The organism is Poseidonibacter parvus, from assembly GCF_001956695.1.
Lineage (GTDB): Bacteria > Campylobacterota > Campylobacteria > Campylobacterales > Arcobacteraceae > Poseidonibacter > Poseidonibacter parvus.
The window spans coordinates 1,001,416-1,024,060 of record NZ_CP019070.1 but is presented as its reverse complement, the minus strand read 5'-3'; the positions used below and the strand labels follow the sequence as shown (position 1 = coordinate 1,024,060).

The 22,645-nt window shown below is 26.6% G+C and carries 24 protein-coding genes; 19 read left to right on the top strand and 5 right to left on the bottom strand.

The genetic code is table 11. From position 1 onward, the window contains the following. From LPB137_RS05065 to LPB137_RS05005, 13 genes are all read left to right on the top strand, one after another. On the top strand, positions 1-273 hold the full coding sequence (locus tag LPB137_RS05065; RefSeq protein ID WP_076085255.1) for a hypothetical protein: 273 nt from the start codon (positions 1-3) through the stop codon (positions 271-273). 332 nt (positions 274-605) lie between these two features. Then, positions 606-1,073, top strand: a complete 468-nt coding sequence (locus LPB137_RS05060; protein ID WP_076085252.1) for an MOSC domain-containing protein — start codon at positions 606-608, stop codon at positions 1,071-1,073. Between the two features lie 237 nt (positions 1,074-1,310). After that, the gene (locus tag LPB137_RS05055) at positions 1,311-2,573 is read left to right on the top strand and encodes an SO_0444 family Cu/Zn efflux transporter (protein WP_076085249.1); all 1,263 of its coding nucleotides are present in this window, start codon (positions 1,311-1,313) and stop codon (positions 2,571-2,573) included. A 2-nt stretch (positions 2,574-2,575) separates the two neighbouring features. Continuing rightward, positions 2,576-2,920 carry an ArsR/SmtB family transcription factor gene (locus LPB137_RS05050; RefSeq protein WP_076085246.1) on the top strand — a complete coding sequence of 115 codons (345 nt, stop codon included), beginning with the start codon at positions 2,576-2,578 and terminating at the stop codon, positions 2,918-2,920. 339 nt (positions 2,921-3,259) lie between these two features. After that, positions 3,260-3,553 (top strand): c-type cytochrome, encoded by a 294-nt coding sequence (locus LPB137_RS05045; RefSeq protein ID WP_076085243.1) that lies wholly within the window; start codon positions 3,260-3,262, stop codon positions 3,551-3,553. Between the two features lie 10 nt (positions 3,554-3,563). Further along, positions 3,564-3,995 carry a DUF411 domain-containing protein gene (locus LPB137_RS05040; RefSeq protein WP_076085240.1) on the top strand — a complete coding sequence of 144 codons (432 nt, stop codon included), beginning with the start codon at positions 3,564-3,566 and terminating at the stop codon, positions 3,993-3,995. Between the two features lie 15 nt (positions 3,996-4,010). Next, on the top strand, positions 4,011-5,423 hold the full coding sequence (locus LPB137_RS05035) for a multicopper oxidase family protein (protein ID WP_076085237.1): 1,413 nt from the start codon (positions 4,011-4,013) through the stop codon (positions 5,421-5,423). Positions 5,424-5,435: 12 nt separating this feature from the next. Beyond that, positions 5,436-5,996, top strand: coding sequence for a heme-binding domain-containing protein (locus LPB137_RS05030; RefSeq protein ID WP_076085234.1), 561 nt, complete (start codon positions 5,436-5,438; stop codon positions 5,994-5,996). 75 nt (positions 5,997-6,071) lie between these two features. Continuing rightward, positions 6,072-6,278, top strand: a complete 207-nt coding sequence (locus tag LPB137_RS05025; RefSeq protein WP_076085231.1) for a heavy-metal-associated domain-containing protein — start codon at positions 6,072-6,074, stop codon at positions 6,276-6,278. A gap of 1 nt (position 6,279) precedes the next feature. Then, positions 6,280-6,636, top strand: coding sequence for an ArsR/SmtB family transcription factor (locus LPB137_RS05020; RefSeq protein ID WP_076085229.1), 357 nt, complete (start codon positions 6,280-6,282; stop codon positions 6,634-6,636). Between the two features lies 1 nt (position 6,637). Then, the gene (locus tag LPB137_RS05015) at positions 6,638-8,818 is read left to right on the top strand and encodes a heavy metal translocating P-type ATPase (protein WP_076085226.1); all 2,181 of its coding nucleotides are present in this window, start codon (positions 6,638-6,640) and stop codon (positions 8,816-8,818) included. A 247-nt stretch (positions 8,819-9,065) separates the two neighbouring features. Continuing rightward, on the top strand, positions 9,066-9,431 hold the full coding sequence (locus tag LPB137_RS05010; RefSeq protein ID WP_076085223.1) for a hypothetical protein: 366 nt from the start codon (positions 9,066-9,068) through the stop codon (positions 9,429-9,431). Between the two features lie 187 nt (positions 9,432-9,618). After that, complete coding sequence (locus LPB137_RS05005) at positions 9,619-9,807, top strand: SHOCT domain-containing protein (RefSeq protein WP_076085220.1); 189 nt, start codon at positions 9,619-9,621, stop codon at positions 9,805-9,807. 249 nt (positions 9,808-10,056) lie between these two features. Here LPB137_RS05005 and LPB137_RS05000 read toward each other — a convergent pair whose 3' ends face one another. The 4 genes from LPB137_RS05000 to LPB137_RS04985 all read right to left on the bottom strand — a co-directional run bounded on the left by LPB137_RS05000 (position 10,057) and on the right by LPB137_RS04985 (position 12,207). Then, a complete protein-coding gene (locus LPB137_RS05000; RefSeq protein ID WP_076085217.1) occupies positions 10,057-10,716 on the bottom strand; it encodes a response regulator transcription factor in 660 nt (219 codons plus the stop codon). Continuing rightward, positions 10,713-11,156 (bottom strand): c-type cytochrome, encoded by a 444-nt coding sequence (locus LPB137_RS04995; protein ID WP_076085214.1) that lies wholly within the window; start codon positions 11,154-11,156, stop codon positions 10,713-10,715. Before LPB137_RS04995 ends, LPB137_RS05000 begins: the two co-directional genes overlap by 4 nt. Before the next feature lie 12 nt (positions 11,157-11,168). Then, complete coding sequence (locus LPB137_RS04990; RefSeq protein ID WP_156981722.1) at positions 11,169-11,381, bottom strand: SHOCT domain-containing protein; 213 nt, start codon at positions 11,379-11,381, stop codon at positions 11,169-11,171. A 160-nt stretch (positions 11,382-11,541) separates the two neighbouring features. Beyond that, positions 11,542-12,207, bottom strand: a complete 666-nt coding sequence (locus tag LPB137_RS04985) for a response regulator transcription factor (RefSeq protein WP_172802465.1) — start codon at positions 12,205-12,207, stop codon at positions 11,542-11,544. Positions 12,208-12,366: 159 nt separating this feature from the next. Here LPB137_RS04985 and LPB137_RS04980 point away from each other — a divergent pair, with 159 nt between their 5' ends. The 6 genes from LPB137_RS04980 (at position 12,367) to LPB137_RS04955 (ending at position 20,603) form a co-directional block, all read left to right on the top strand. Continuing rightward, a complete protein-coding gene (locus LPB137_RS04980; protein ID WP_076085208.1) occupies positions 12,367-13,551 on the top strand; it encodes an OprD family outer membrane porin in 1,185 nt (394 codons plus the stop codon). Between the two features lie 78 nt (positions 13,552-13,629). Continuing rightward, positions 13,630-14,799, top strand: coding sequence for a sensor histidine kinase (locus LPB137_RS04975; protein ID WP_172802464.1), 1,170 nt, complete (start codon positions 13,630-13,632; stop codon positions 14,797-14,799). A gap of 71 nt (positions 14,800-14,870) precedes the next feature. Next, positions 14,871-15,254: a FixH family protein gene (locus LPB137_RS04970; RefSeq protein ID WP_076085205.1), complete on the top strand. Its 384-nt coding sequence runs from the start codon at positions 14,871-14,873 to the stop codon at positions 15,252-15,254. 10 nt (positions 15,255-15,264) lie between these two features. Next, positions 15,265-16,479, top strand: a complete 1,215-nt coding sequence (locus LPB137_RS04965) for a TolC family protein (RefSeq protein ID WP_076085202.1) — start codon at positions 15,265-15,267, stop codon at positions 16,477-16,479. Then, positions 16,476-17,477, top strand: coding sequence for an efflux RND transporter periplasmic adaptor subunit (locus LPB137_RS04960; RefSeq protein ID WP_076085199.1), 1,002 nt, complete (start codon positions 16,476-16,478; stop codon positions 17,475-17,477). The genes LPB137_RS04965 and LPB137_RS04960 overlap by 4 nt, the downstream gene beginning before the upstream one ends. Before the next feature lie 9 nt (positions 17,478-17,486). Continuing rightward, positions 17,487-20,603, top strand: coding sequence for an efflux RND transporter permease subunit (locus LPB137_RS04955; RefSeq protein WP_076085196.1), 3,117 nt, complete (start codon positions 17,487-17,489; stop codon positions 20,601-20,603). Positions 20,604-20,983: 380 nt separating this feature from the next. Here the strand turns inward: LPB137_RS04955 and LPB137_RS04950 are convergent, their stop codons facing one another. Then, on the bottom strand, positions 20,984-21,238 hold the full coding sequence (locus tag LPB137_RS04950) for a hypothetical protein (RefSeq protein WP_076085193.1): 255 nt from the start codon (positions 21,236-21,238) through the stop codon (positions 20,984-20,986). Between the last annotated feature and the right edge of the window lie 1,407 nt (positions 21,239-22,645).

Here is a 22,645-nt window from a genome sequence, read left to right as displayed (position 1 = left end):
ATGGGATATGCAGATAAATTAAAACAAAATACTTCTAAAATTCAAACTGGTGAAAAAGTTTTAGATGAAAAAAAGATAGTAAAAAAGAAATCAATGGGAAGACCTAAAAAGGCTGTGAATGAAGTTAGAAATACAGCTATTCCAGTAGCATTAAACAAAAAAGAAAAAGAATGGATTGAAGAGCAAGCTTCTAAAATGTCAACAGAAGTAGGTGTTAATATTACTACTTCTGCCTGGATGAGGATGACATTATTAAAAAACATGCCAAAATAGAGAAATTCTTTAGAATTAATTTCTACTATCCAATTGCATAAAATATTACAATACTTCAATAGTTGTATCAAAATGACTTTTAAGATAACTCCAAAATCTACAGGTTGTTGAGCTTGTATTTATAACTCATTATTTTTTGTTCTATTTTCTATTGATAGATCAGTTTCATTAAATATTTTTAAACATATTTAATATGGCTATTTATACTATTTCTAAAACTTAGTCTTGCAAAAAGATAATAAATATATCCTCAAATAACTCTTCTTTTTGAAATACTTTGATAAAGTAATAAATAAATTATATACAAATAAAAAATTATAAAAAGGATAACCATGTCAGGTAAAATAGTAAATCTTCTTATATCCCAAGATACTAAAAGTTCTATGCAAAAAGTAAATCAAATAATTCTAGAAGAAGGAAAAGGTATTTATGGAGATAGATATTATAATCAAGAAGGAACATTTTCAAACAAAGGTAAAATTGAGCCTGACAGAGATGTAACTTTAATTGAGATAGAAAAGATAAATGAATTTAATGATAAGTTTAATGAAAATATAACAGATGAAGATCTTAGAAGAAATATTGTTGTATCAAATTGTGATTTAAATTCTTTAGTAGATAAAGAGTTTCAAATAGGAAATGTAGTTTTAAAAGGGATAAGACTATGTGAACCTTGTAAATATCTTTCAGAAAAACTAGACAATAAACAAGTATTAACTAAAATGATTCATAAAGCAGGATTAAGAGCTCAAATTATCAAAGGTGGAAGTATTGATATGACTTCACAACTAGAAATTTAGTTACCTCTAACAAAATTAGATATTCGTTCTAATATAGACTGTTTAGAGTTTTCGTCAGTAGCCGACATTTAAATTATATAATAGTTCACAGTCTCTACAGGTTGTTGAACTTATTTTTATAACTCATATTTCTGGGTTAGTGCATATTATAAAAAACAAGAGCACTTTTAGTGTGTATAATTAATATCTATATTAGAATATGCTAATATACTATCACATATTCTAAAAGGAATTATTATGGAACTATTATCAAGTTTTTTAGACAATTTTATAATTTTATTAAATGCAATGTCAATTTATATAATTTTAGGTTTATTTTTTGCAGGTATTTTAAAACAATTAATACCAGACAATTTTGTTTCATCACATTTAGGAAAAGATTCTACAAGTGCCGTTGTAAAAGCAACATTGTTTGGGATACCTTTACCTGTTTGTTCTTGTTCTGTTATCCCATTAGCACAAGGATTAAGGAAAGAAGGAGCAAGTAAGGGTGCTGTTCAAAGTTTTTTAATATCAACTCCAATTACTGGTGTTGATTCAATATTAGCTACATACTCATTATTTGGTTTTGTATTTACAACATTTAGAATTATATCTTCAATTATAATTGCAATTACAGTAGGACTTGTTCAAAACTTTGTTCAAAAAGATGACAATATAAAAGTAGAAGCTTCTGAATCTTCTTGTGGTTGTTCTTCAAATTGTGATACTCCAAGTGTAAAAAAGAAGTTTTTATTTAAAAATGTTTTTAAATATGGTTATGGTACATTATTTAATGATATGGCGAAAGCACTTCTAATTGGTTTAATTTTAGGTTCAGTATTTGTTACATTTACACCAAAAGAATATACAGAAATCCTATTTGAAAATCAATTCTTAACTTATATAGTAGTTATGTTATTTGCTATGCCTTTATATACTTGTGCAACTGCTTCACTTCCTATTGCTGCTGCATTTATGTTACAAGGTATGTCACCAGGTGCTGTATTTATATTCTTAACTGCTGGACCTGCTACAAGTGCAGTTACAATGAGTGTTGTTTATAAAATGTTGGGAAGAACATCTTTAATTATATACTTAGTGGTAATAGCTATATTGGCTTTCTTCTTTGGATATCTATATGATACATTTTTTAAAGAGCTTAGTCTATTAACAATTACTATGGATAATGATGATGTAAGTATTTTTAATATTTTATCTTCTGTTGCAATGATGTTATTAATATTCTATCACTTACTAAAAGATAGGTTCAATAAAAAAGTAAATAGTTATACTAATAGCAGTGATAGTTCTATTGCTCCTAAGAATAATACATTCTCAGTAAACAATAGTCTTTCTCCAAATAAATTAAGTAATAATATTAATACTACATTCAAGAAACCTGATAACATAGAAGAGAAGAAATTTACTACTAATTTAAATAAAAATATTGATTTGACATCAAAGCCTAAGTTTAGTAATCATATACCACAAAAGAATATGTTTAGAGAGAAGGAATAAGATTGAAAAATGATACTACTTGTCTAAGAATAACAGTTGATAAAGATAAAATTGATTATGAAAAACAACAATTAATTTTAAAACAGGATATGTTTTCAGAAAAAGAGAAACTCTTTTCATTGTTAGGAAGTGAAGTTAGATTAAAAATTGTCTATCTTCTCTTAAAATATGAAAGATTATGTGTTTGTGATATTAGTGATATATTATGTATGAAACAATCTCCTGTATCTCAACATTTAAGAAAGTTAAAAGATGCAGGGATACTTTTTTCTAAGAGAGAAGGACTTATGATTAATTATTATATTTCTTCACAATATATCAAAAAATTGTCATCATTTTTAGATTAAGGTCATTAGTTGGTTTTTCTTTATATATATATTTAATATAAGAATTTTAAATATAAATTCGTATGTTTATTTTCCAAGTTACAGCTATTATTTGATTTAAATTACTGTTCTACAACCTCTTACATTTGGAGCAGTTTTTACTAAAAAATAGAATGTTCCAAAAAGAGTTGAAATTTGGAACTTGTTCAAAAAGTACAGGTTGTTGAACTAATTTTAAAACTCATCTTTGTATCAATTTTTTATTCTTAAAAAATAAAAAGTAATTATTAGTAAATAGTTTTCCATATTCCTTCCACACATAAATGTCATAATTCATCAATTTAAAATATAAGGTAGCTTATGAAGTTTTATATATTTTCTTTATTTTTTGTTTCATCTCTTTTTTCTATGGAAGAAGGGCCTGTATTATATAACTCATGTAAGTTTTGTCATGGAATCAATGCAGAAAAAACATATGTTGACCTTGTACCTGCAATAAAAGATATGGATATTAATACTTTAAACATTAAATTAAAAGAGTATAAAAAAGGAACTATTGATATTTATGGTTATGGTCCAATAATGAAACAACAAATGAAAAATATACCTGATGATAAAATATCTATTTTAGTAAATTATATTAAAAACTTATAAAAGGAATAAAATGAAGAAAACACTATTTTTAACACTTGTTGCGGCAACTTTAAGTTATGCTCAAATGGCAAAAGAGATGACTGTTTATAAAACACCTTATTGTGGTTGTTGTGGAGAGTGGGTTAAGGCTATGAAGAAAGAAGGCTTTAAAATAAATACTATTGTAAAAAATGATATTAATGATATCAAACAACAAAATGGAATTACAGCAGGGACTTCATCTTGTCATACAGCCTTAATTGATGGCTATGTTATTGAGGGGCATGTAGATTACTCTGCTATAAAAAGATTACTTACTGATAAACCAAAAGATGTAAAAGGACTCACAGTTCCTGGAATGGTAGTTGGAAGTCCAGGAATGGAAATGGGAAATAAAAAAGATCCTTATAATATTTTAGCTATTAAAAAAGATGGAACAACAGAAATTTATGAAAAACATTAAATAGAGAAATTGCAAATGAAAAGAAGAGACTTTGTAAAACTAGGACTAATTACTTCTTGGAGTACATTTTTAAACGCAGATAATACAAAACAAAAGATTTCGGTTTTTCCAAGTTTTTCAAAACCTCTTGCAATTCCACCAATCTTAAAACCTAAACTATTAAAAGATGGAACTAAAGAATATAATTTAAATGTACAAGAAGGAATAGTTGAGTTTCTAAATGGTTCAAAAACAAAAACCTATGGAGTAAATATAGATTTTTTAGGACCAACTATTAGAGTCAATAAAAATGACACTTTAAAAATGAATGTAAAAAACTCTTTAAAAGAAGAGACTGTTATTCATTGGCATGGACTAAAAGTTCCTGGGAAAAATGATGGAGGTCCAAATAGGTCAATTCATCCAAATGATACCTGGACTACTCAATTTCAAATAAATCAAAGATCATCAATGTGTTGGTACCATCCACATACTCATGAAAAAACAGGAGAACAAGTTTTCAAAGGAATATCAGGTCTGTTTATAATTGATGATGAAGATTCTTTAAATTTAGATATTCCAAAAAACTATGGTATTGATGATATTCCTTTAGTAGTTCAAGATAGACGTTTTGATACTCAAGGTCAATTTTTATATAAACAATCAATGCATGATACAATGATGGGAGTTACTGGAAATTTTTCACTTATTAATGGTATCGTTGACCCATATGTTAAAGTATCTGCAAAAACTATAAGATTTAGAATATTAAATGGTTCTAATGCAAGAATTTATAGATTTATGTTTAATGATAAAAGAGCATTTTATCAAATAGCTGGTGATTCAAGTTTTTTACCAAAACCAGTAAAAATGACAACTTTACTTTTAAGTCCAGGGGAGAGAGCAGAGATATTAGTTGATTTATCAGATCTTGCTGGAAAAGGGATACTATTTGGAGATGAGTTAGGAGGGAAACCTCTTCTTAAAATTTTTGTAAAAGATGAGAAAGCACAAAAATATGAAATTCCAAAAAAACTCACTACTATTAATGAATACAAAAATATAATAGAAGCAAATGTTAGAGAATTTGAATTAAATATAAGACCAGGATGGCTTGCAATAAATGGTAAACAAATGGATATGAAAAGAATCGATGAAATTGTACCACTTGGAAAGACTGAAATTTGGAGAATAAAAAACCCACAAAGAATGCCACATCCATTTCATATACACGGATGTAGTTTTAAAATCATATCAAGAAATGGGAATAAACCATACCTAAATGAGTCAGGACTTAAAGATACTGTATTATTACTTAGCAATGAAACTGTAAATATTGCGGTCAAGTTTGAATATGAATCAACAAAAAAATACCCATATATGTATCACTGTCATATATTAGAACATGAAGATGCAGGTATGATGGGACAATTTATAGTTAAAAAATAAAAGGAGCTCGTTATGAAAACAAAATTATTATTATCAACACTTCTTTTAAGTATATTTGCAATATCAGGATTTTCACATGGAACTGAAAAACATGATAATAATGAAAAAAAAGTAGTTCAAAAAAAAGAACCATCGGTAAATGATAATTCGGAAAAAAGTTTAGAAATAAAAAAAGCCTTAAAAGAAAAAGAGACAGTACTTCAAAATAAATATAAAAAGATAAATGAAGAGTATCTTGAAAATATAAAACCTATATTTGAAGCAAAATGTTTTAATTGTCATTCCAGTACTACAAACTATCCTTTCTACTATAAAATTCCAGGGGTAAAAAATATGATAGATAAAGATATAAAAGAGGCTAAAAAGCATATTGATTTTAGTAAAGACTTTCTTTTTATATCCCATGAAACACCAATAAATGATTTAAAAAGCTTAAATAAAATAGGACAAAAAGGTGGAATGCCTCCACTTAGATATATAGTAGCTCATTGGGATTCCAAACTATCTAAAAAAGATAAAGAATCTATGATTGAATGGACTAAAAATGCAATAGAACTATTAGGAGAGAAGTAAATAAAAACTTGACAAACCCTTCTTTTATATGATAATATATTCATATGATAAATTTATCATATAAAAGGAACTATTATGAAAAAAACATTTAAAGCTCAAAATATAGCTTGTGGAAGCTGTGCAAACTTAATAAAAGTTTCACTTGAAGAGTCATTTGGAGAAATTGAAGTTAATTTAGAAACAAGTCCAAAAGAAGTTATGGTTGAAATAACAAATGAAGTTCAAGAATCTGAATTTAAAAAAGAGATGGAAGAGCTTGGATTTAACATTATAGAAGACTAAAATGGAAAATCAAACAAAACTAATCCGTTCTTGTTGTGAAGGCGTAAGTTTTATTACTGATATAAAAGAAGCTTTGCCAAATGATGATTTACTTAAAAACATATCTAATGTAACAAAAGCAATGAGTGATCCAACAAGACTTAAAATTCTGTATGCTCTAATGGATTATGAAATTTGTGTCGGGGAGATGGTTAATGTTTTAAATCTACCTCAATCTCATGTTTCTCATCAACTTAAAGCTCTAAGAAAATATGGAATTGTAGATTTTAATAAAGAGAAAAAAATGTCATTTTATTATATAAAAGATGAGTATGTAAGGGAGATATTAACCCTATTATTAAAAGAGAAAGAAGTTTAAAATGTCAACTGAAAAAATAAACCTGAATATTTCAGGAATGACTTGTGTTAATTGTTCAAATGGAATTGAGAAGTTCTTAAATAAGCAAAAAGGTATTATTAATACAAAAGTTAGTTTTGCAGCCCATGAAGGTTTATTTGAAATTGATAAACAACTATACTCTAAAGACAAACTTATTCAAAACATTGAAAAACTAGGATATAAAGTAGAAGAAGATATAAAACATTTAGAAGAACAAGAGAAAAAAACTTTTGCTAAAATAAAAAAACTTTTTTTTATATCTATGACTCTTGCTATAACTATTTTTATTTTTGCTTTTTCTAATCTTTTGGATATCTCAATAAAAACTTATGCAATCTTTATCTTAGCTTCAATTGTTCAATTCTATTGTGGTGCTAGATTTTATAACTTAGCCTTTAAGGCTATTATAAATAAAAACTATGATATGAATGTTTTAGTAGCTTTAGGTACTAGTGCTGCATATTTTTACTCTAGTACAGTTCTATTTTTTCCATTTTTATTTCCTGAAAATTTAAGATTTATGTATTTTGACGGGGCAGCAGTTATTATTACTTTTATGCTTTTAGGAAGATATTTAGAAGAGAATTCAAAACAAAAAGCAGGTGATTTTTTAAAGAAACTAATATCTTTAGCTCCTCAAAATGCAAATCTAGTTAAAGAAGATAATTCAATTGAAATTATTCAAGCTAATTTATTAAAAATAGGAAATAAAGTTTTAGTAAAAACAGGAGAAAAGATACCCGCTGATGGAGTTATAATAGATGGAAATGCGGATATAGATACCTCAATGATTACAGGAGAATCTCTACCTCTATTTAAAAAAACTAATGATGAAGTTTTATCTGGAACTTTAAACACAAATGGAGTGATTACGATAAAGGTTTTAAAAGAGTCAAGTGACACCACTCTTTCTAAAATTATCACTCTTTTAAAATCTGCACAAAGTAAACAAATACCAATAAGTAGGTTTGCAGATAAAATAGCAAATATTTTTGTTCCAACTGTAATTATTATTTCTATACTTACTTTTTTAGTGTGGGGAATTGTTATTGGAGATTTTCAAAATGCAATTATTGCAAGTATTAGTGTTCTAATTATCTCTTGTCCTTGTGCTTTAGGTTTAGCTACTCCAATTGCAATAGTAAGTTCAGTAAGCCGTGGGGCAAAAGAGGGAATATTAATTAAAAACCCAGAAATTCTTGAGCAGATAAAAGATATCAAATACGCAGTATTTGATAAAACTGGAACTCTTACTAAAGGAAATATAAAAGTTACTAAAACTGATATAGAAAAGAAATATTTTAAAACTATAGGCTATATTGAAAACTTAAGTGAACATCCTATTTCAAAAGCGATTGTTTCATTCGTAGAAAATCAAAAAATTACTTGTAATGAACAAATAGATAAAGTAGAGATAATTCCAGGCCATGGAATAAAGGCTATATTTGAAGAACAAGAGTTTATACTAGGAAATAAAAAACTTTTAGAAGATAATAATATTACAATTTTAGCAGAACATTTAGATTTCTATGAAAAAGAGCTTGAAAAATCAAATGGGTTAATATTAGTATCCATTGGTAAAAAAACTATTGGTTCTTTTTCTTTAGAAGACGAGATAAAAGAAGATGCAAAAGAAGTTATTGAGAATCTAAAAAAGATGAATATTACACCTATTTTATTAACAGGTGATAATAAAATTACTGCCTCAAAAGTTGCTCAGGAATTAAATATTGAAAAAGTATATGCCCAAGTGATTCCAACTGAAAAATATGATGTTATAAAAGAATTACAAAAAGAATCAAAGGTAATGTTTATAGGGGATGGTATAAATGATGCACCTTCTATAAAGCAAGCAGATATAGGAATAACATTAAATTCAGGATCAGATATTAGTAAAGATGCAGGTGATATAGTACTTATAAATAATGAACTAAAATCTGTAATAAAAAGTATTAACTTATCAGTTGAGAGTATGAGAATAGTTAAACAAAATCTATTTTGGGCTTTTGCTTATAATATTCTAGGAATACCACTTGCAGCTGGAGTATTATTTCCTTTCTTTGGAGTAATGCTTAGTCCTATGTATGCAGGAATTGCAATGAGTTTTAGCTCTGTAACTGTTGTTTTAAATTCATTAAGACTTAAAGTTAAAAGATTATAAATATTTTTCCATATTCCTTCCACATAGGACCAGTATAATCATATAATTTTTCATTTAGAGATGATTTATTTCATCTCTCCTTTTTAAAACCTTCAAGATAAGAATCTTGGAGGTTTTTTTATGCCTATATTTTAATTTATATTAAAAAAATAAGATTATAAAATTCCACATACACTCCCCATATATTGCATATTCACTCCATATAAAAGTTTTATAATACAACATAACAAAAAACAAAGGATATATTATGAAAAGGTTAACACAAATAGTTTTAGGTTTAGGTTTAATGGCAAGTAGTTCATTAATGGCGAGTGATACAATTAGTGCTTTATACCCACTAGAGGATAATGATACTCCAGATTATATTTTAAGTAATAATCATGACATTGATTCAAAGGTAACTAATAAATTAGCAAAAGCCTCAGTATCAAAAGATACATTATTAGCTTTATACCCATTAGAGGATAATGATACACCAGATTATTTGTTGGATAGAGTTCAAGATAACCAATCTTCAGTAGTATATACAGCAGCAAAATCTTCAATAAATGCTGAAACAGTATGTGCTCTTTTCCCAGAAGAGGATGTTGATGGGCCAAGAAAAAGTTGTTAAAATAATCTCTCTCCTTCTTCTTTTTTAAACCTTCAAGATAATTAATCTTGGAGGTTTTTTTATGCCAGAAATTAAATTTAATTAAAAAATTAAGCTTATAAAATTCCACATACACTCCCCATATATTGGATATACACTCCATATAAAAGTTTTATAATACAACATAACAAAAAACAAAGGATATATTATGTTAGATTATATTAATTCATATGAAATGCATCATTGGATAATGATGTTTGGTTGGTTCATACTAATAATGACTACTTTTTATTTATTTGATAGTAAAAAAGAGAGTGTACGGAGTATTTTAGAAAATCGATTAGCTACAGGGGATATAACTATTGATGAATTCAACAAACTAAAAAAAGTTTTATAGTTTCTCTTTTATAAATATGATGAATAATTCATCATGTTTATAAAGTAGTCTTTCTCCCACTTTTTTAATAAAACAAGATTTTTGATAATTATATTTTTGATATCTAATTCTAAACACTTGATAGAATTATTTACATCATTTTTTGTATAGTTTATTTAGATGTTTTATCTGAATAAGGAGCTTTTTGTAAGTATTAATTAAAAGAAAAAGCCTTTAAGTTGTTAAAAACTTATTCTTTATAGTTGTTTTTTAGGTGTTTAGTTTATAACCAATACCTTTTATTGTAATAATCATATCTTTCCCTAACATCTTTCTTAAATTTTTAATATATGTTCTAATAGTAGTTGCAGTTGGCATTTCATCATATACCCAATTGTTTAAAGATATCTCTTCTATTGAAATAGCTTTATCTTTATTTTTAATAAAAAATTCTAAAACTTTTGATTCTATTTTTGAAAGAGTATATGTTTTTTCATCAACAGTTATTAATTTAGAATCAAAATTATATTCTATGTTTTCATTTATTTTAACTATTCCTGCTGCATCTATATTTCTTAATCTTTTGATATTATTTAGTCTCACTTTTAATTCACTTAATTGAAAAGGTTTTTTAATATAGTCATCAGCCCCTGCATTAAAACCATCTTCTACATCTCTTGCTGTATATAAAGATGTAATAAAAATAGTTGGGATATCTATCTTATTTTCTTTTAGTGTTCTTAATAAATCGAATCCAGTCAATGATGGAACATTTACATCTAATAGAAGAAGTTGAAAAGACTCCTCATAGATACGTTCTAAAGCTTCTTGTCCGTCATAAATTGTAACAACACTATAGTTTAATGATATTAAATACTCTTCAATTATTTCATTTAGTAACTCATCATCTTCTAGTAATAATACTTTCATTTTTTATCCTCAAGTCCTTTTCTTTTATCTTTCCAAAGGTTATAAAATTCATCACCCCAAAAAGTCTGAAAATAAGCTATTGTTGCTTCTTTTTCAGTATTTGTAAGTGTATCCTTAAATCCAGGCATTTTACCACCATATGCAGCTCCGCCATTATCTATTATTTGCATAAGTTGCCATTTGGGATGATGCCATGCATGCGCTTTGTCATTTAAAGGTGGAGGAGGATATGAACCATCTGCTAATGTTTTTCTCCACTCAACAGTCTTCTCAGCTTTTTCTCCATGACAAGAAGCACAGTTTTTTAAGAATACTTCTTTCCCTAAAGAAACTTGTTCTTTTGAATACCATCTTCCATCAACTTTATCTTTATTAAAGTCAAAGCTATAAATAGTAATACCCAAAACTAATAGGCCTATTGGTATTAAATAATTTTTCATAATACTTACCTTTTAATTTAATAAAGAGTCTTTCAACTTAGAATACTCTTCTCTTGATATCTCACCTTTAGCTAACCTTTTTTTTAAAATATCTAAAGGTGTTTCTCTTGAATTTTCTTTATCTTTTGAAAAAATTGAAAAAATTAAAAAGAAAACAATAATCCAAAAGATTAACATTCCTATTCCATGAAACATAGTCATATTCATATTCATATATTCAAACATAAGTTGCCCTTTCTTTTTTATGAGAAATTATATTTAGCTAGTGAGGAAAGAATGTGGAAACATGTCGAAGTATTTTAAAGTAAAGTTCGCGCTTTATTAATTTCGAAACCCTAGGAGAGTTTTTACTTCGACAAAAGAAGTGTATCTGTTTAAAATGTATTTAATATGTAGTGTTAAATTTGTAACCTACATTTTTTATTGTTTCAATAAGATTTTTCTCTAGAACTTTTCTTATATTTTTAATATATGTTCTAATAGTAGCTATTGAAGGTTCTTCACCATATTCCCATATATTAATAATTAACTCATCGATTGAGATGACTCTATTTTTATTTAATAAAAAAAATCTAAGAATTTCAGCTTCTTTTTTTGCAATTCTAACTGTAATATCTTTTTTTCTTATATTCATATTATATGAATCAAATATCAAGTCTTTATCAATTTTTATTTGTCCTTTAAAATTTATTTTATGAATATTTTCAAGATAATTAATTCTTGCTTTAAGCTCTTTAAGTTCAAAAGGTTTTTTTAGATAATCATCACAACCAACATTATACGCTCTTTCTATTTCATTTATATTTGTAAATGAAGTGATTATTATTGAAGGGGTTTTAAATCCAAGGCTTCTAAAATTTTCTAATAAATCTAATCCATTTCCCCCTGGGATGTTTATGTCAAGAATTAAAAGATCATATTTATTGTTATACAGTAATTCTTCTGCAGATTCTAAATCAAAAACTGTTTCAACACTATACGCTAAAAAATTCAAATACTCTTCTATTATTTCTGAAAATATTATGTCATCTTCTAATAGTAATATTTTCAAGACAACTCCTTTTATTAGATATAAATTCATTTGGATTCTAACTTCTTAATATGGAAGCAATATGTAAACAACTACATTTTCACTACATTTTCACTACATTTTAGTTTGTTAAAGTTCTTTAGTTTATTCCATAAATGGAAAACACATAAAGGAAAAAATATGAAAAAATTCGCAAAAATTAGTTTAATTGCTTCTATAGCAATTAGTAGTTCATCTTTGTTTGCAGCAGAGTCAATCTCTGAGGCATTTACTAATGGTAAGTTTAAAGGAGAGTTAAAATCATTTTATTATGCACAAACTTTTGATTCACCCTCAAAAAAGGATAGTTCAATATGGGCAAATGGAGGAAGTTTTAATTATGTTACAGATTCTTATAAAGGAATCAAATTAGGTGGAACATTTCAAACATCACATGTTACTTCAATAGATGATGATAGTTCAGTTACAAAATCTACAATGGATGCACAAGGTTCTGTATTATCAGAAGCATATTTTCAATATAATTTAAATAATACAACATTTAAAGGTGGTAGACAATTTGTTAAAACACCTTTATTAGCAGGTTCTGGATCAAGACTAATCAAAGAGTCTTTTGAAGCTTATCTTTTAGCAAACACAGATATTCCTAATACTACAATTGTTGCTGGAAAAGTTACTAAATATCAACAAAGAACAGATTTTACAACAACTGCACCTTTTACATCTACAAATGCTAGTGCAAATGGTGGACCAGGTGAGTTTGAAAAAATTGGTACAGATGGTATTAATACTATTTATATTAAAAATACATCTATTCCAAATTTAACTGCTCAGTTCCAATATGCTGATGCTGTTGATATTGCAGATTTAATATATGTAGATGCAAAATATAATTTTGGGCCAGCATATGTAGCCGCACAATATTATGATACAAATTATGATGCATCAACTTCACAAGATTCTTCAATGTATGGTTTAAAGATAGGAGCAAAAATCCAAGATATAAATCTTTTTGCTGGATATACGTCTACAGATGATGATGGAGATGTTGTAAGAGGTTTAGGACAGGGAGCATATGCACAATATACTGCAACTACAAAAACAGCAGGAGCAAATGCATTTAAAGCAGGAACAGATTCTTGGCAAATAGGTGCTGGGTATACTTTTGATAAATTAAAAACTAAATTAAGATATTCTCAGTTTGACCAACCTACTGCTAATGCAGATTTAGATGAAGTAACATTAAACCTTCAATATACTTTTAATAAAAATTTAAAAGTTCAATTAGACTATTCGATTCTTGATTATGAGGCAGCAAATAGTGATGCAACAGATTTAAGAACGAGACTTATTTACTCTTATTAATAAAATAAAAGAAAAGGGCTATAAAAAAGTCCTTTCTTTTAAAAAAATATTTATGATATAATCAGAGAAAATTGAATTTTGGAGACTGAAATTAATTTAACACAAAGTGAAAAAAGAACATTTATAAGATTTTTTGGATTATATCTTGGTGGGTCTTTTATATTAATGACTATTATTGCTTTATTATATTATCAAAATGAAAAAAAATTATATTTTGATTTGGCAAAAACGAAAATGCAAAATGTAGTTTCTAATATCTCTTCACAAATTATATCTACACATATGAATGGAAATACTCTAGATTTAAAGCAATTTTTAAAAACAGATATTTATAAAATCTCTTTTTTTGACAAAGATAAAAAGAAAATAGTTGGTAATTTTGATGATAAGATAGATTTTAATAAAGAAATAATACAACATGATCAACATTTCATATTAGTTAATAATTCAACTTATGGACATTTAGGTGTTCATTATATTGCAATTGAAGAAAACCTATTTTTTAAAACTTTAAAAAAACTCAAAGTAGATATACTAGTCTTATTTTTAGTAATTTACTCAATAATATCACTTATGGGTTTTTTTCTAGCTAAACTATTTTTAAAACCAATAAAAGATGAAAGAAAAAAATTAAATAACTTCATCAAAGATACAACTCATGAGTTAAATACACCTATAAGTGCAATTTTAATGTCCTCAGAATCAAATGAACTTACTAAAAAACAAGTTCAAAGAATCCAACTTGCAGCACATAGAGTCTCTGAGATATATAAAGACTTAACATATGTCTTTTTAGAGGATCAAGAAGAAATTAAAGAATTACCTATTATTTTATTGAATCAAACTATTCCTAATCAATTAAAATACTTTGAGGTTTTATCTGAAAAAAAGAAAATTGAACTCTCATGTGAAATTGAAGAAGTTGACTTTAAGATTATAGAAAATGATTTTATAAGGCTATTTAATAATATTGTTTCAAATGCTATTAAATATAATAAAGCTCATGGAAAAGTTAAAATAGAGCTAAAAAATAATACTTTAATTGTTACAGATACAGGTATAGGAATTGAAGAAAAAAAAATAAAAGATATATTTAATAGATACTATAGAGCAACAAAAGAGCAAGGTGGTTTTGGAATAGGTTTGAATATTGTTCAAAATATTTGTCTAAAATATGATATTAAATATAACATTGATTCTAAACTAAACGAAGGTACAACTTTTAGTTTTTACTTCAAAACTACATAAAGTATTATCTTTCCACATTCCTTCCTCATTAGATAAGTAAACTCCTTTCAAATTTATAAAAAGGAGTAAAAATGAAGTTATTTTTAAAAGTGATTTCAATTTTAGCGTTAACAATAGGTCTTCTAAATGCAGAACCAATTAATTTAAATGGTAGTAAAGGTGGATATGACGTAAATTTTTCATCTGAAAAAACTTTGGTTGTTGGTGATAATGTTATGTTTGTTACTGTAACAAAAGATGGAAAAGTTGTTACTGATGTAAAAGTAAAAGCAAAATTCTTTATGCCGGAGATGCCTGGTATGCCATATATGGAATATAAGGATAAAGGTAAATTAGTTGATGGTAAATATAAAATGTCAATTAATTTTGCTATGGGTGGTACTTGGCAATTTCATTTAATGTTTAAAACTGCAGATGGTGAAGTTCATAAAATCAGATCAAGTGTAAACTTATAAAAGAAATAATATGTTAAAAAAATCATTTATTTATAGTGGTTTATTAGTATTAACTATATCATCTATGTATGCAAAAAGCATAGATGATGTAGTAGTAGAAACAATAAACCAAAATTATAGTATCAAAGCATTAGAAAGTTCAATTAATATTGCACAAGAACAAATTGAATTATCTACAAAGTGGAAAAATCCAACTCTATCTTTTGGAGCAACTGACATACAATTAAATGATATTACAGCAAGAGATATAGAGCCAATGCAAGCTCAATTTATAGGTATCTCTCAAGTTATTCCTATTGGAGATAAATTAAAAATTGAAAAGAAAATTGCACAAGATGACTATCAAATTTCAAAATATGAAGTTGAAGATAAAAAATTACAGTTAAAATCAAAAATTTATGAATACATTTATAATATTAAACTACTTGAAGAAAGATTAAAACTATTTGAAAAATATAAATCAAATACTAAAAAACTAGAAAAACTATTAAAAGAATTATACAAATATAATAAAGCAAATCAAGCACAAATTTTAAAAACTCAAATAATGAATCAAGAGTTAAATTTAAAATCACAAAATTTACAAACAATGATAAACACACTTAATCTAAAACTTGAACAAATAACTTATTCAAAGCAAGAAAATATTGAGTTTGATAATAAATTAAAAAATATAAAACTTAATGAAAATACAGAAACCCATCCAAAACTTTTATCTATATTACAAGTATCTAAAAAATTTGATAATATCTCAACTTTAGAAAAAGAGAAAAAGAACTCTGATATAAAAGTGAATTTAGCATACTTTCAAAGAGATAGTAAATATGAAGATTATGTAAATATATCTTTTGCCATTCCTTTATCTGTAAGAGGAAGTGAAGATATAAAATCAAGAAAAGCAAAATTTAAAGCTATGGAAATAAGTCATAAGTTTAAAGATATGAAATTAACTTTTGAAAATAAAATAAAAACATTTCAACAAAATATGGATGATGCACATATTACATATAACATAATAAAAAAAGATATTTTACCAAAATTCAATCAACTTCAAAAGATTATAGAAAATTATAATAGTTTTTCTTCATATAAAAATATGGATTCAAAAGCACTAATAAATAATTTGAATGAAATCATAAAATATGAATTAAAAGTAGTGGATGAAAAACAAAAATATTTTACTGCATTATCTAAATCAATATATTTTACTAAGGAAATAAAATGAAACTAATATTAAGTCTACTCTTTTTTGGAATAACATTATTAAATGCTCAAATTCTTGAAGTATCACAGGTTTTTAACACAAAGCTTACAAAAGTTAAAAAAGAGCAAATAGGAGAAGTAAAAAGTTTCTATGGAACTACAGCTCTAAATGAAACAAAAATTTATGATATTGTTACAAGATTTGATGGATATATTACAAAATTGTATGCAAACGAACAATTTAAAACTATAAAAAAAGGAAATCCACTTTTTACAATTTATTCAGATGAAGTTTCTTCAATCCAACAAGAACTTCAAATTGCAAAAAGATTTAATAAATCACTAGTTAATTCAAATATAGAAAAACTAAAATCTTTAGATATAAACTCTTCAACAATTAAAAAAATTAGAAATTCAAGAAAGACAATAAAAAATATTCCTTTTTATTCTCCTACAAATTCTATTGTTTTACAAAAAAATATAAATCAAGGAAGTTTTGCAAAAAAAGGAAAACTTTTACTTCAACTAGCCTCTTTAGATGAGCTTTGGTTTATAGCTTCTGTTTATCAAAAAGATTTAGATTTTATAAAAAAAGATATGAAAGCTAAAATTTATATTGATGGAATAGCTACTCCAATTGATTCTACTGTAGATATGATTTATCCAACAGTTGATTTAAAAACAAAAAGTATTGATGTTAGGTTTGTAATACCTAATAAAGATTTAAAACTTTATCCAAATATGTTTGCAAAGGTTGCACTTAAAAAAGTTTCAAAAGAAATGTTGACTTTACCTAAAACTGCTGTTTTAAGTAAAGGAGATAAACATTATGTTTTTCAAAAATTATCAAAAACTGAGATTGAGCCTATAGAAGTAACAGCAAAAAGAATCTCATCAAATAAATATGAAGTTTTAAAAGGCTTAGAAGATGGACAAGAAGTAATAAATAATGCTCTATTCTTACTTGACTCTGATGCAATCACAAATGGACTTTATAGTTCAGATGACGATGATTGGTAGGATAAGATTATGGTAGAAAGTGTAATCTCATATAGTATTAAAAATAAATTTTTAATTCTATTTTCGGTAATAGTTTTAACAGTAGCATCTTTTTGGGCAGTAAAAAATACGAGTCTTGATGCACTTCCAGATTTATCACCACCACAAGTGATTGTTCAGGTTAAATGGGCAGGGCAGAGTCCAAAAACAATTGAGGAACAAGTATCTTATCCTTTAATCTCAAATTTAATGTCTTTGCCAAATATTGATACTGTAAGGGCGATGAGTTCATTTCAAAATGCTTTAATATATATTATATTTAAAGATGGGACAGATTTATACGATTCAAGAAATAGAATTCTAGAACAATTATCACAATTACAGGGAACTTTTCCTCAAGGTGTAAATGTTGCAATTGGACCAGATGCAACAGGTGTTGGTTGGGCTTATGAATATGCCTTAAAATCTGATACAAAATCACTTGACGAGCTAAGAACTTTGCAAGACTATTATTATAAATATGCCTTACTTGGAGTTGATGGAGTAAGTGAAATTGCTTCAATTGGTGGTTTTATTAAAAACTATGAAATTACACTAAACCAGGATAAATTAGTTCAATACAATTTAAGTATTCAAGAAGTAAAAAAAGCACTTACAAAAAATAATGATGAAAAGGGTGGTAGAATTATTTTAGAAAATGGCTTTGAACATATGGTTCAAGCTAAAGGATATCTAAAATCAGTAGTTGATATTGAAAATATTACAATAAAAACAAACAACTCAATTCCTCTTAAAATAAAAGATATTGCTGATGTTAATATTACATCTTCTAATAGACGTGGTATGGCTGATTTAAATGGTGAAGGTGATACTGTAGGTGGTATTGTAGTTGTAAGGTATGGAGAGAATCCATATGCAGTTATAAAAGCTGTAAAAGAGAAAATTAAAACACTAAATGTCGAAGGTGTTGAAGTTGTTGAAACATATGATAGATCATCTCTTATTGATAAAGCAATTGATACATTAAAAAATACACTTTTAGAAGAGTCTATTATTGTAATGATAATCACGGGATTATTTTTATTTCATTTTAGAAGTGCTTTAATTATAATTATTACTTTACCAATAACAGTATTAATCACATTTCTTCTAATGAAAGCATTTGGAATGGGTTCAAATATTATGAGCCTTGGAGGAATTGCAATTGCAATTGGAGCAATGGTTGATGCAACTATTGTTATGGTTGAAAATGCCCATAAGTATCTTCAAGGAAAAGAAAATATCTCAAATGAAGAAAGAACAGAAATTATAATAAAATCAGCAAAACAAGTTGGTCGTCCAATATTCTTTGCACTTGTTCTAGTAGTTGTATCTTTTTTACCAATTTTTGCTTTAACAGGTCAAGAGGGAAGACTTTTTACCCCATTAGCATTTACAAAATCATTTGCTATGATTGCAGGAGCTTTTCTTTCTATTACAATTGTACCAATTCTTATGGTCTTTTTTATACGAGGGAAAATATTAAGAGAAGATAAAAATTTATTGAATAAATTCTTTATAAAACTTTATTCCCCAATTTTAAAACTTTCACTTAAATTTAGATATTTAATTGTTCTTGTTTTTATAGGAACAATAATTGCTGCATATCCAGTTTATAAAAAACAAAACTGGGAATTTATGCCTATGATGAATGAACAGACTTTTATGTATATGCCAGTAACTCCGTATGGAATTGGTGTAGATTTATCACGTGAGTTAACTCAGAAAACAGATAAGATATTAAAATCCTTTCCTGAAGTTGATACTGTATTTGGAAAAGCAGGACGAGCTGATACAGCTACAGATCCAGCACCTTTAGCTATGATTGAAACTATTATCACTTTTAAACCAGAAGATCAATGGCGTGAAGGAATGACCTATAAAAAACTAATGGAAGAGATGGATAGAAAACTTCAAGTAGCAGGGTTAATTAACTCTTGGACTTATCCTATTCGTGGAAGAATTGATATGCTTCTTACTGGTATTAGAACGCCTCTTGGTATAAAACTTTATGGAAATGATCATCATAAGTTAGAAGAAACTGCAGGAGTAATTGAACAAAAGTTAAAGAAGTTTGATAAAACACTTTCTGTATCAACTGATAAAATTAACTCTGGTTATTACTTAAATATTGATGTTAAAGAAGAAATGTTAACACGTTTTGGAATTACAAAAAATGATGTATTGTCTACAGTTTCATTAGGTGTTGCCGGAGCAAAAGTATCTACATTTTTAGATGGTCTTGAAAGGTATCCTATTTCTCTTAGATTTGAAACAACTCAAAGAGAAGATATTACAACTTTGCGTAATCTTCAAGTAAAAACTAAGTTAGGATTTCAACCTCTAGAAATGTTTGCAAATTTAAAATATGAAGAGGGACCTTCTGTAATAAAATCAGAAAAGGCTTTAAATGTAAACTTTATATATATAACTCCTAAAAATGGTATTTCTGCAAAACAATATAAAGATGAAGCAAAAGAACTTTTAACGGATATTAAGCTTCCTGAAGGGTTCTACTTTGAATGGGCAGGGCAAAGTGAGTATTTAGAATCAGCAATGCAAAGATTAACATATATTATTCCTTTAACCTTTGTAATTATATTTATTCTTATATATTTTGCACTTAGAAATTTAACATATACGGTGATTATTTTCTTTACTCTTCCCTTTGCTTTAACAGGTGGAATATTTTATCTTGACTTTTTAAACTTTAATATTTCTATTGCAGTTATTGTTGGCTTTCTTGCACTTCTAGGAGTTGCTGCAGAGACCTCAATTGTAATGTTAGTTTATTTACATGAAGCAATGCTTGAATTAAAAGAAAAATGTATAGAGCCAGATAAAACTCATATATTTCATGCTATTTATAAAGGTGCTGTATTAAGACTTAGACCAAAACTAATGACTCTTTTTGCAATCTTAGGTGGACTAATTCCTATTATGTATATAAATGGTGTTGGTAGTGAAGTTATGCAAAGAATTGCTGCTCCAATGATTGGAGGAATGATAAGTTCAGCATTTCTAACACTAATTATAATACCTGCAATATTTTATATTTTGGCAATAAAACAAAAAGGGAAAATGGCAGATTGTGATTTATCACATTAAAGAATCAATCACATTTAATAAAATGTGATTGATTTTAAATGTTGTTAAATTTGATATAAATATACTATTATCGCTTATTTATATCAAATTCACATTCGTTGTCAACAACCTCTTATATTTGGAACTAAGTCAGTTATTACAGGCTTTCGATGTTCCACAAAGTGTTCAAAAAGTAAAAACTGTAAAGTTCCACAAACATTAAGGAAATATGGAACAAAGATTATTAATATATTTAATATGTAGGATACTCTTTACTGTTTCATTTCATTTAATGAAACTAAATTATTATCAGATATATGTTTTTTCACAGTGTTAAAACTTACTCCAGATTTTTTAGCTAATGCATAATGAGTTATAGTTTTTTTTTCTGTTTGAAGTATTTAAATTGCTATATTTATTTTATATTTAACTTTTTTACTTCTAGCTTTAGTAGCTTTAGATGCTGCCGTAGATTTACTAGAACTATATTCTATATTCTTGGGATTATATAATTTTTCTATTATATTAAATCCTTTAAAAAACTCATAATCTTTATACTGTTTTTCAACTTCTTTTAATTTATCAAAATCTATACATTTAAGTAAATTATTATATTCAAGTTCTGTAAGATCTGTTCTTTTATAAAAAATCTTCATTTGTATACTATCCTTTATTGTTTTGTTTTATTTAATGAAATGACACTCTTTTAGAATTTAATATCTGTTTGGAATAAAGTATTAAATATTTTTGCTAGAGAAAATCATAGTTATTATAAAGCTCAAATCATTTATTATTTATATTAATAAATAGTTCCACCTTTTTTGTCTCAGTTGTCTCCTGTCTTTTAGGGTAATCTTTCTGTTCGACTTGGGCTAAAGAATGATATGGTAGGGAATGGCTCTGGAGTGGAGACAACTTGCCCTTGTACTACTTTGTATTTAACAAAATAGTACAGGACAAGTTAGTCTAAAAATTTGCAAATGACACGGCTTTTGCAGGACTTATGCTTCGACATTTAGTAGATTATTGTTCAGCTCTTAATCTACGACACAATTACACTAGACGGTTCCCCTTATCTAATAACCTACAAATTTAATTAAATCCAGTAAAACATTTTTGTTTATTTAAAAACCTCTATTTTATATCTTAACTGGTAAATCTATAGGAGTGTCCTTGCTACTATTAAAATAGTAGAACGGGCATCTCCAAGGTGAATCGTACCACATACACTTCCTCACACCTTGCTGATTTGGTCTCTTATTTGGCTAACCTTACTAAAAGGGAATTACCCTCTATACGACAAGTGGCTACTTGCCTTGTATAAGTTTTTAATTTTTATCGCAAGATTTCGCTTACTGTTCAGTCCTTATACTCTACCGCTTTTTTTAGTTATTTTAGACATTACTTTATTCTCAACAATTAAGTAGATTTTGAGAATGTAATAAATATAGGTTGATTTTTATTTAGATATTTGTTATGATTAGTAATCATTTTAGCAATTCTTGTAGTCGCCAAACTAACATGTTAAGAATTGCTAGAGTACCTCCTTTTTTTAAACATAAAAATATTCTCCAACACTTAAGTGGCTTCAATAATTTGTATTTAAATTAAGATATTTTGGATTTGTATTAAAATTAGATTATGAAATTGGCAAGTTACACATCTAAATAAAATACTTAGAGCTTAGCAAATCTATCAAGTGATAAATCTACCAAGCAGATATGTAGCTTGCCAAGCTCTAAATATTTATAGAACAAGTATATATGATTTTGTAAGCTAAGTAAATATAAAAAAACTTGATAGAAAACGATGAATAATGTATATTATTTATTAAAAATGTCATATATTGTAATACTAAAAAAACTAAAATTAATTTATTAACTTAAAGTAAGATACTAATTATAAAATGTTAGTTTTTATTAAGCTTATTAAATGGCATACGAAGCAAGGATTTTTCAAGGACTAAGAATAAAAGTAAGTATTATAAAATTCTACAGAGCATCTATTTTAAAGGGTATAGAGGAGAGTTGATAAGCAAATAAAACGGGACACTAAATCCAATT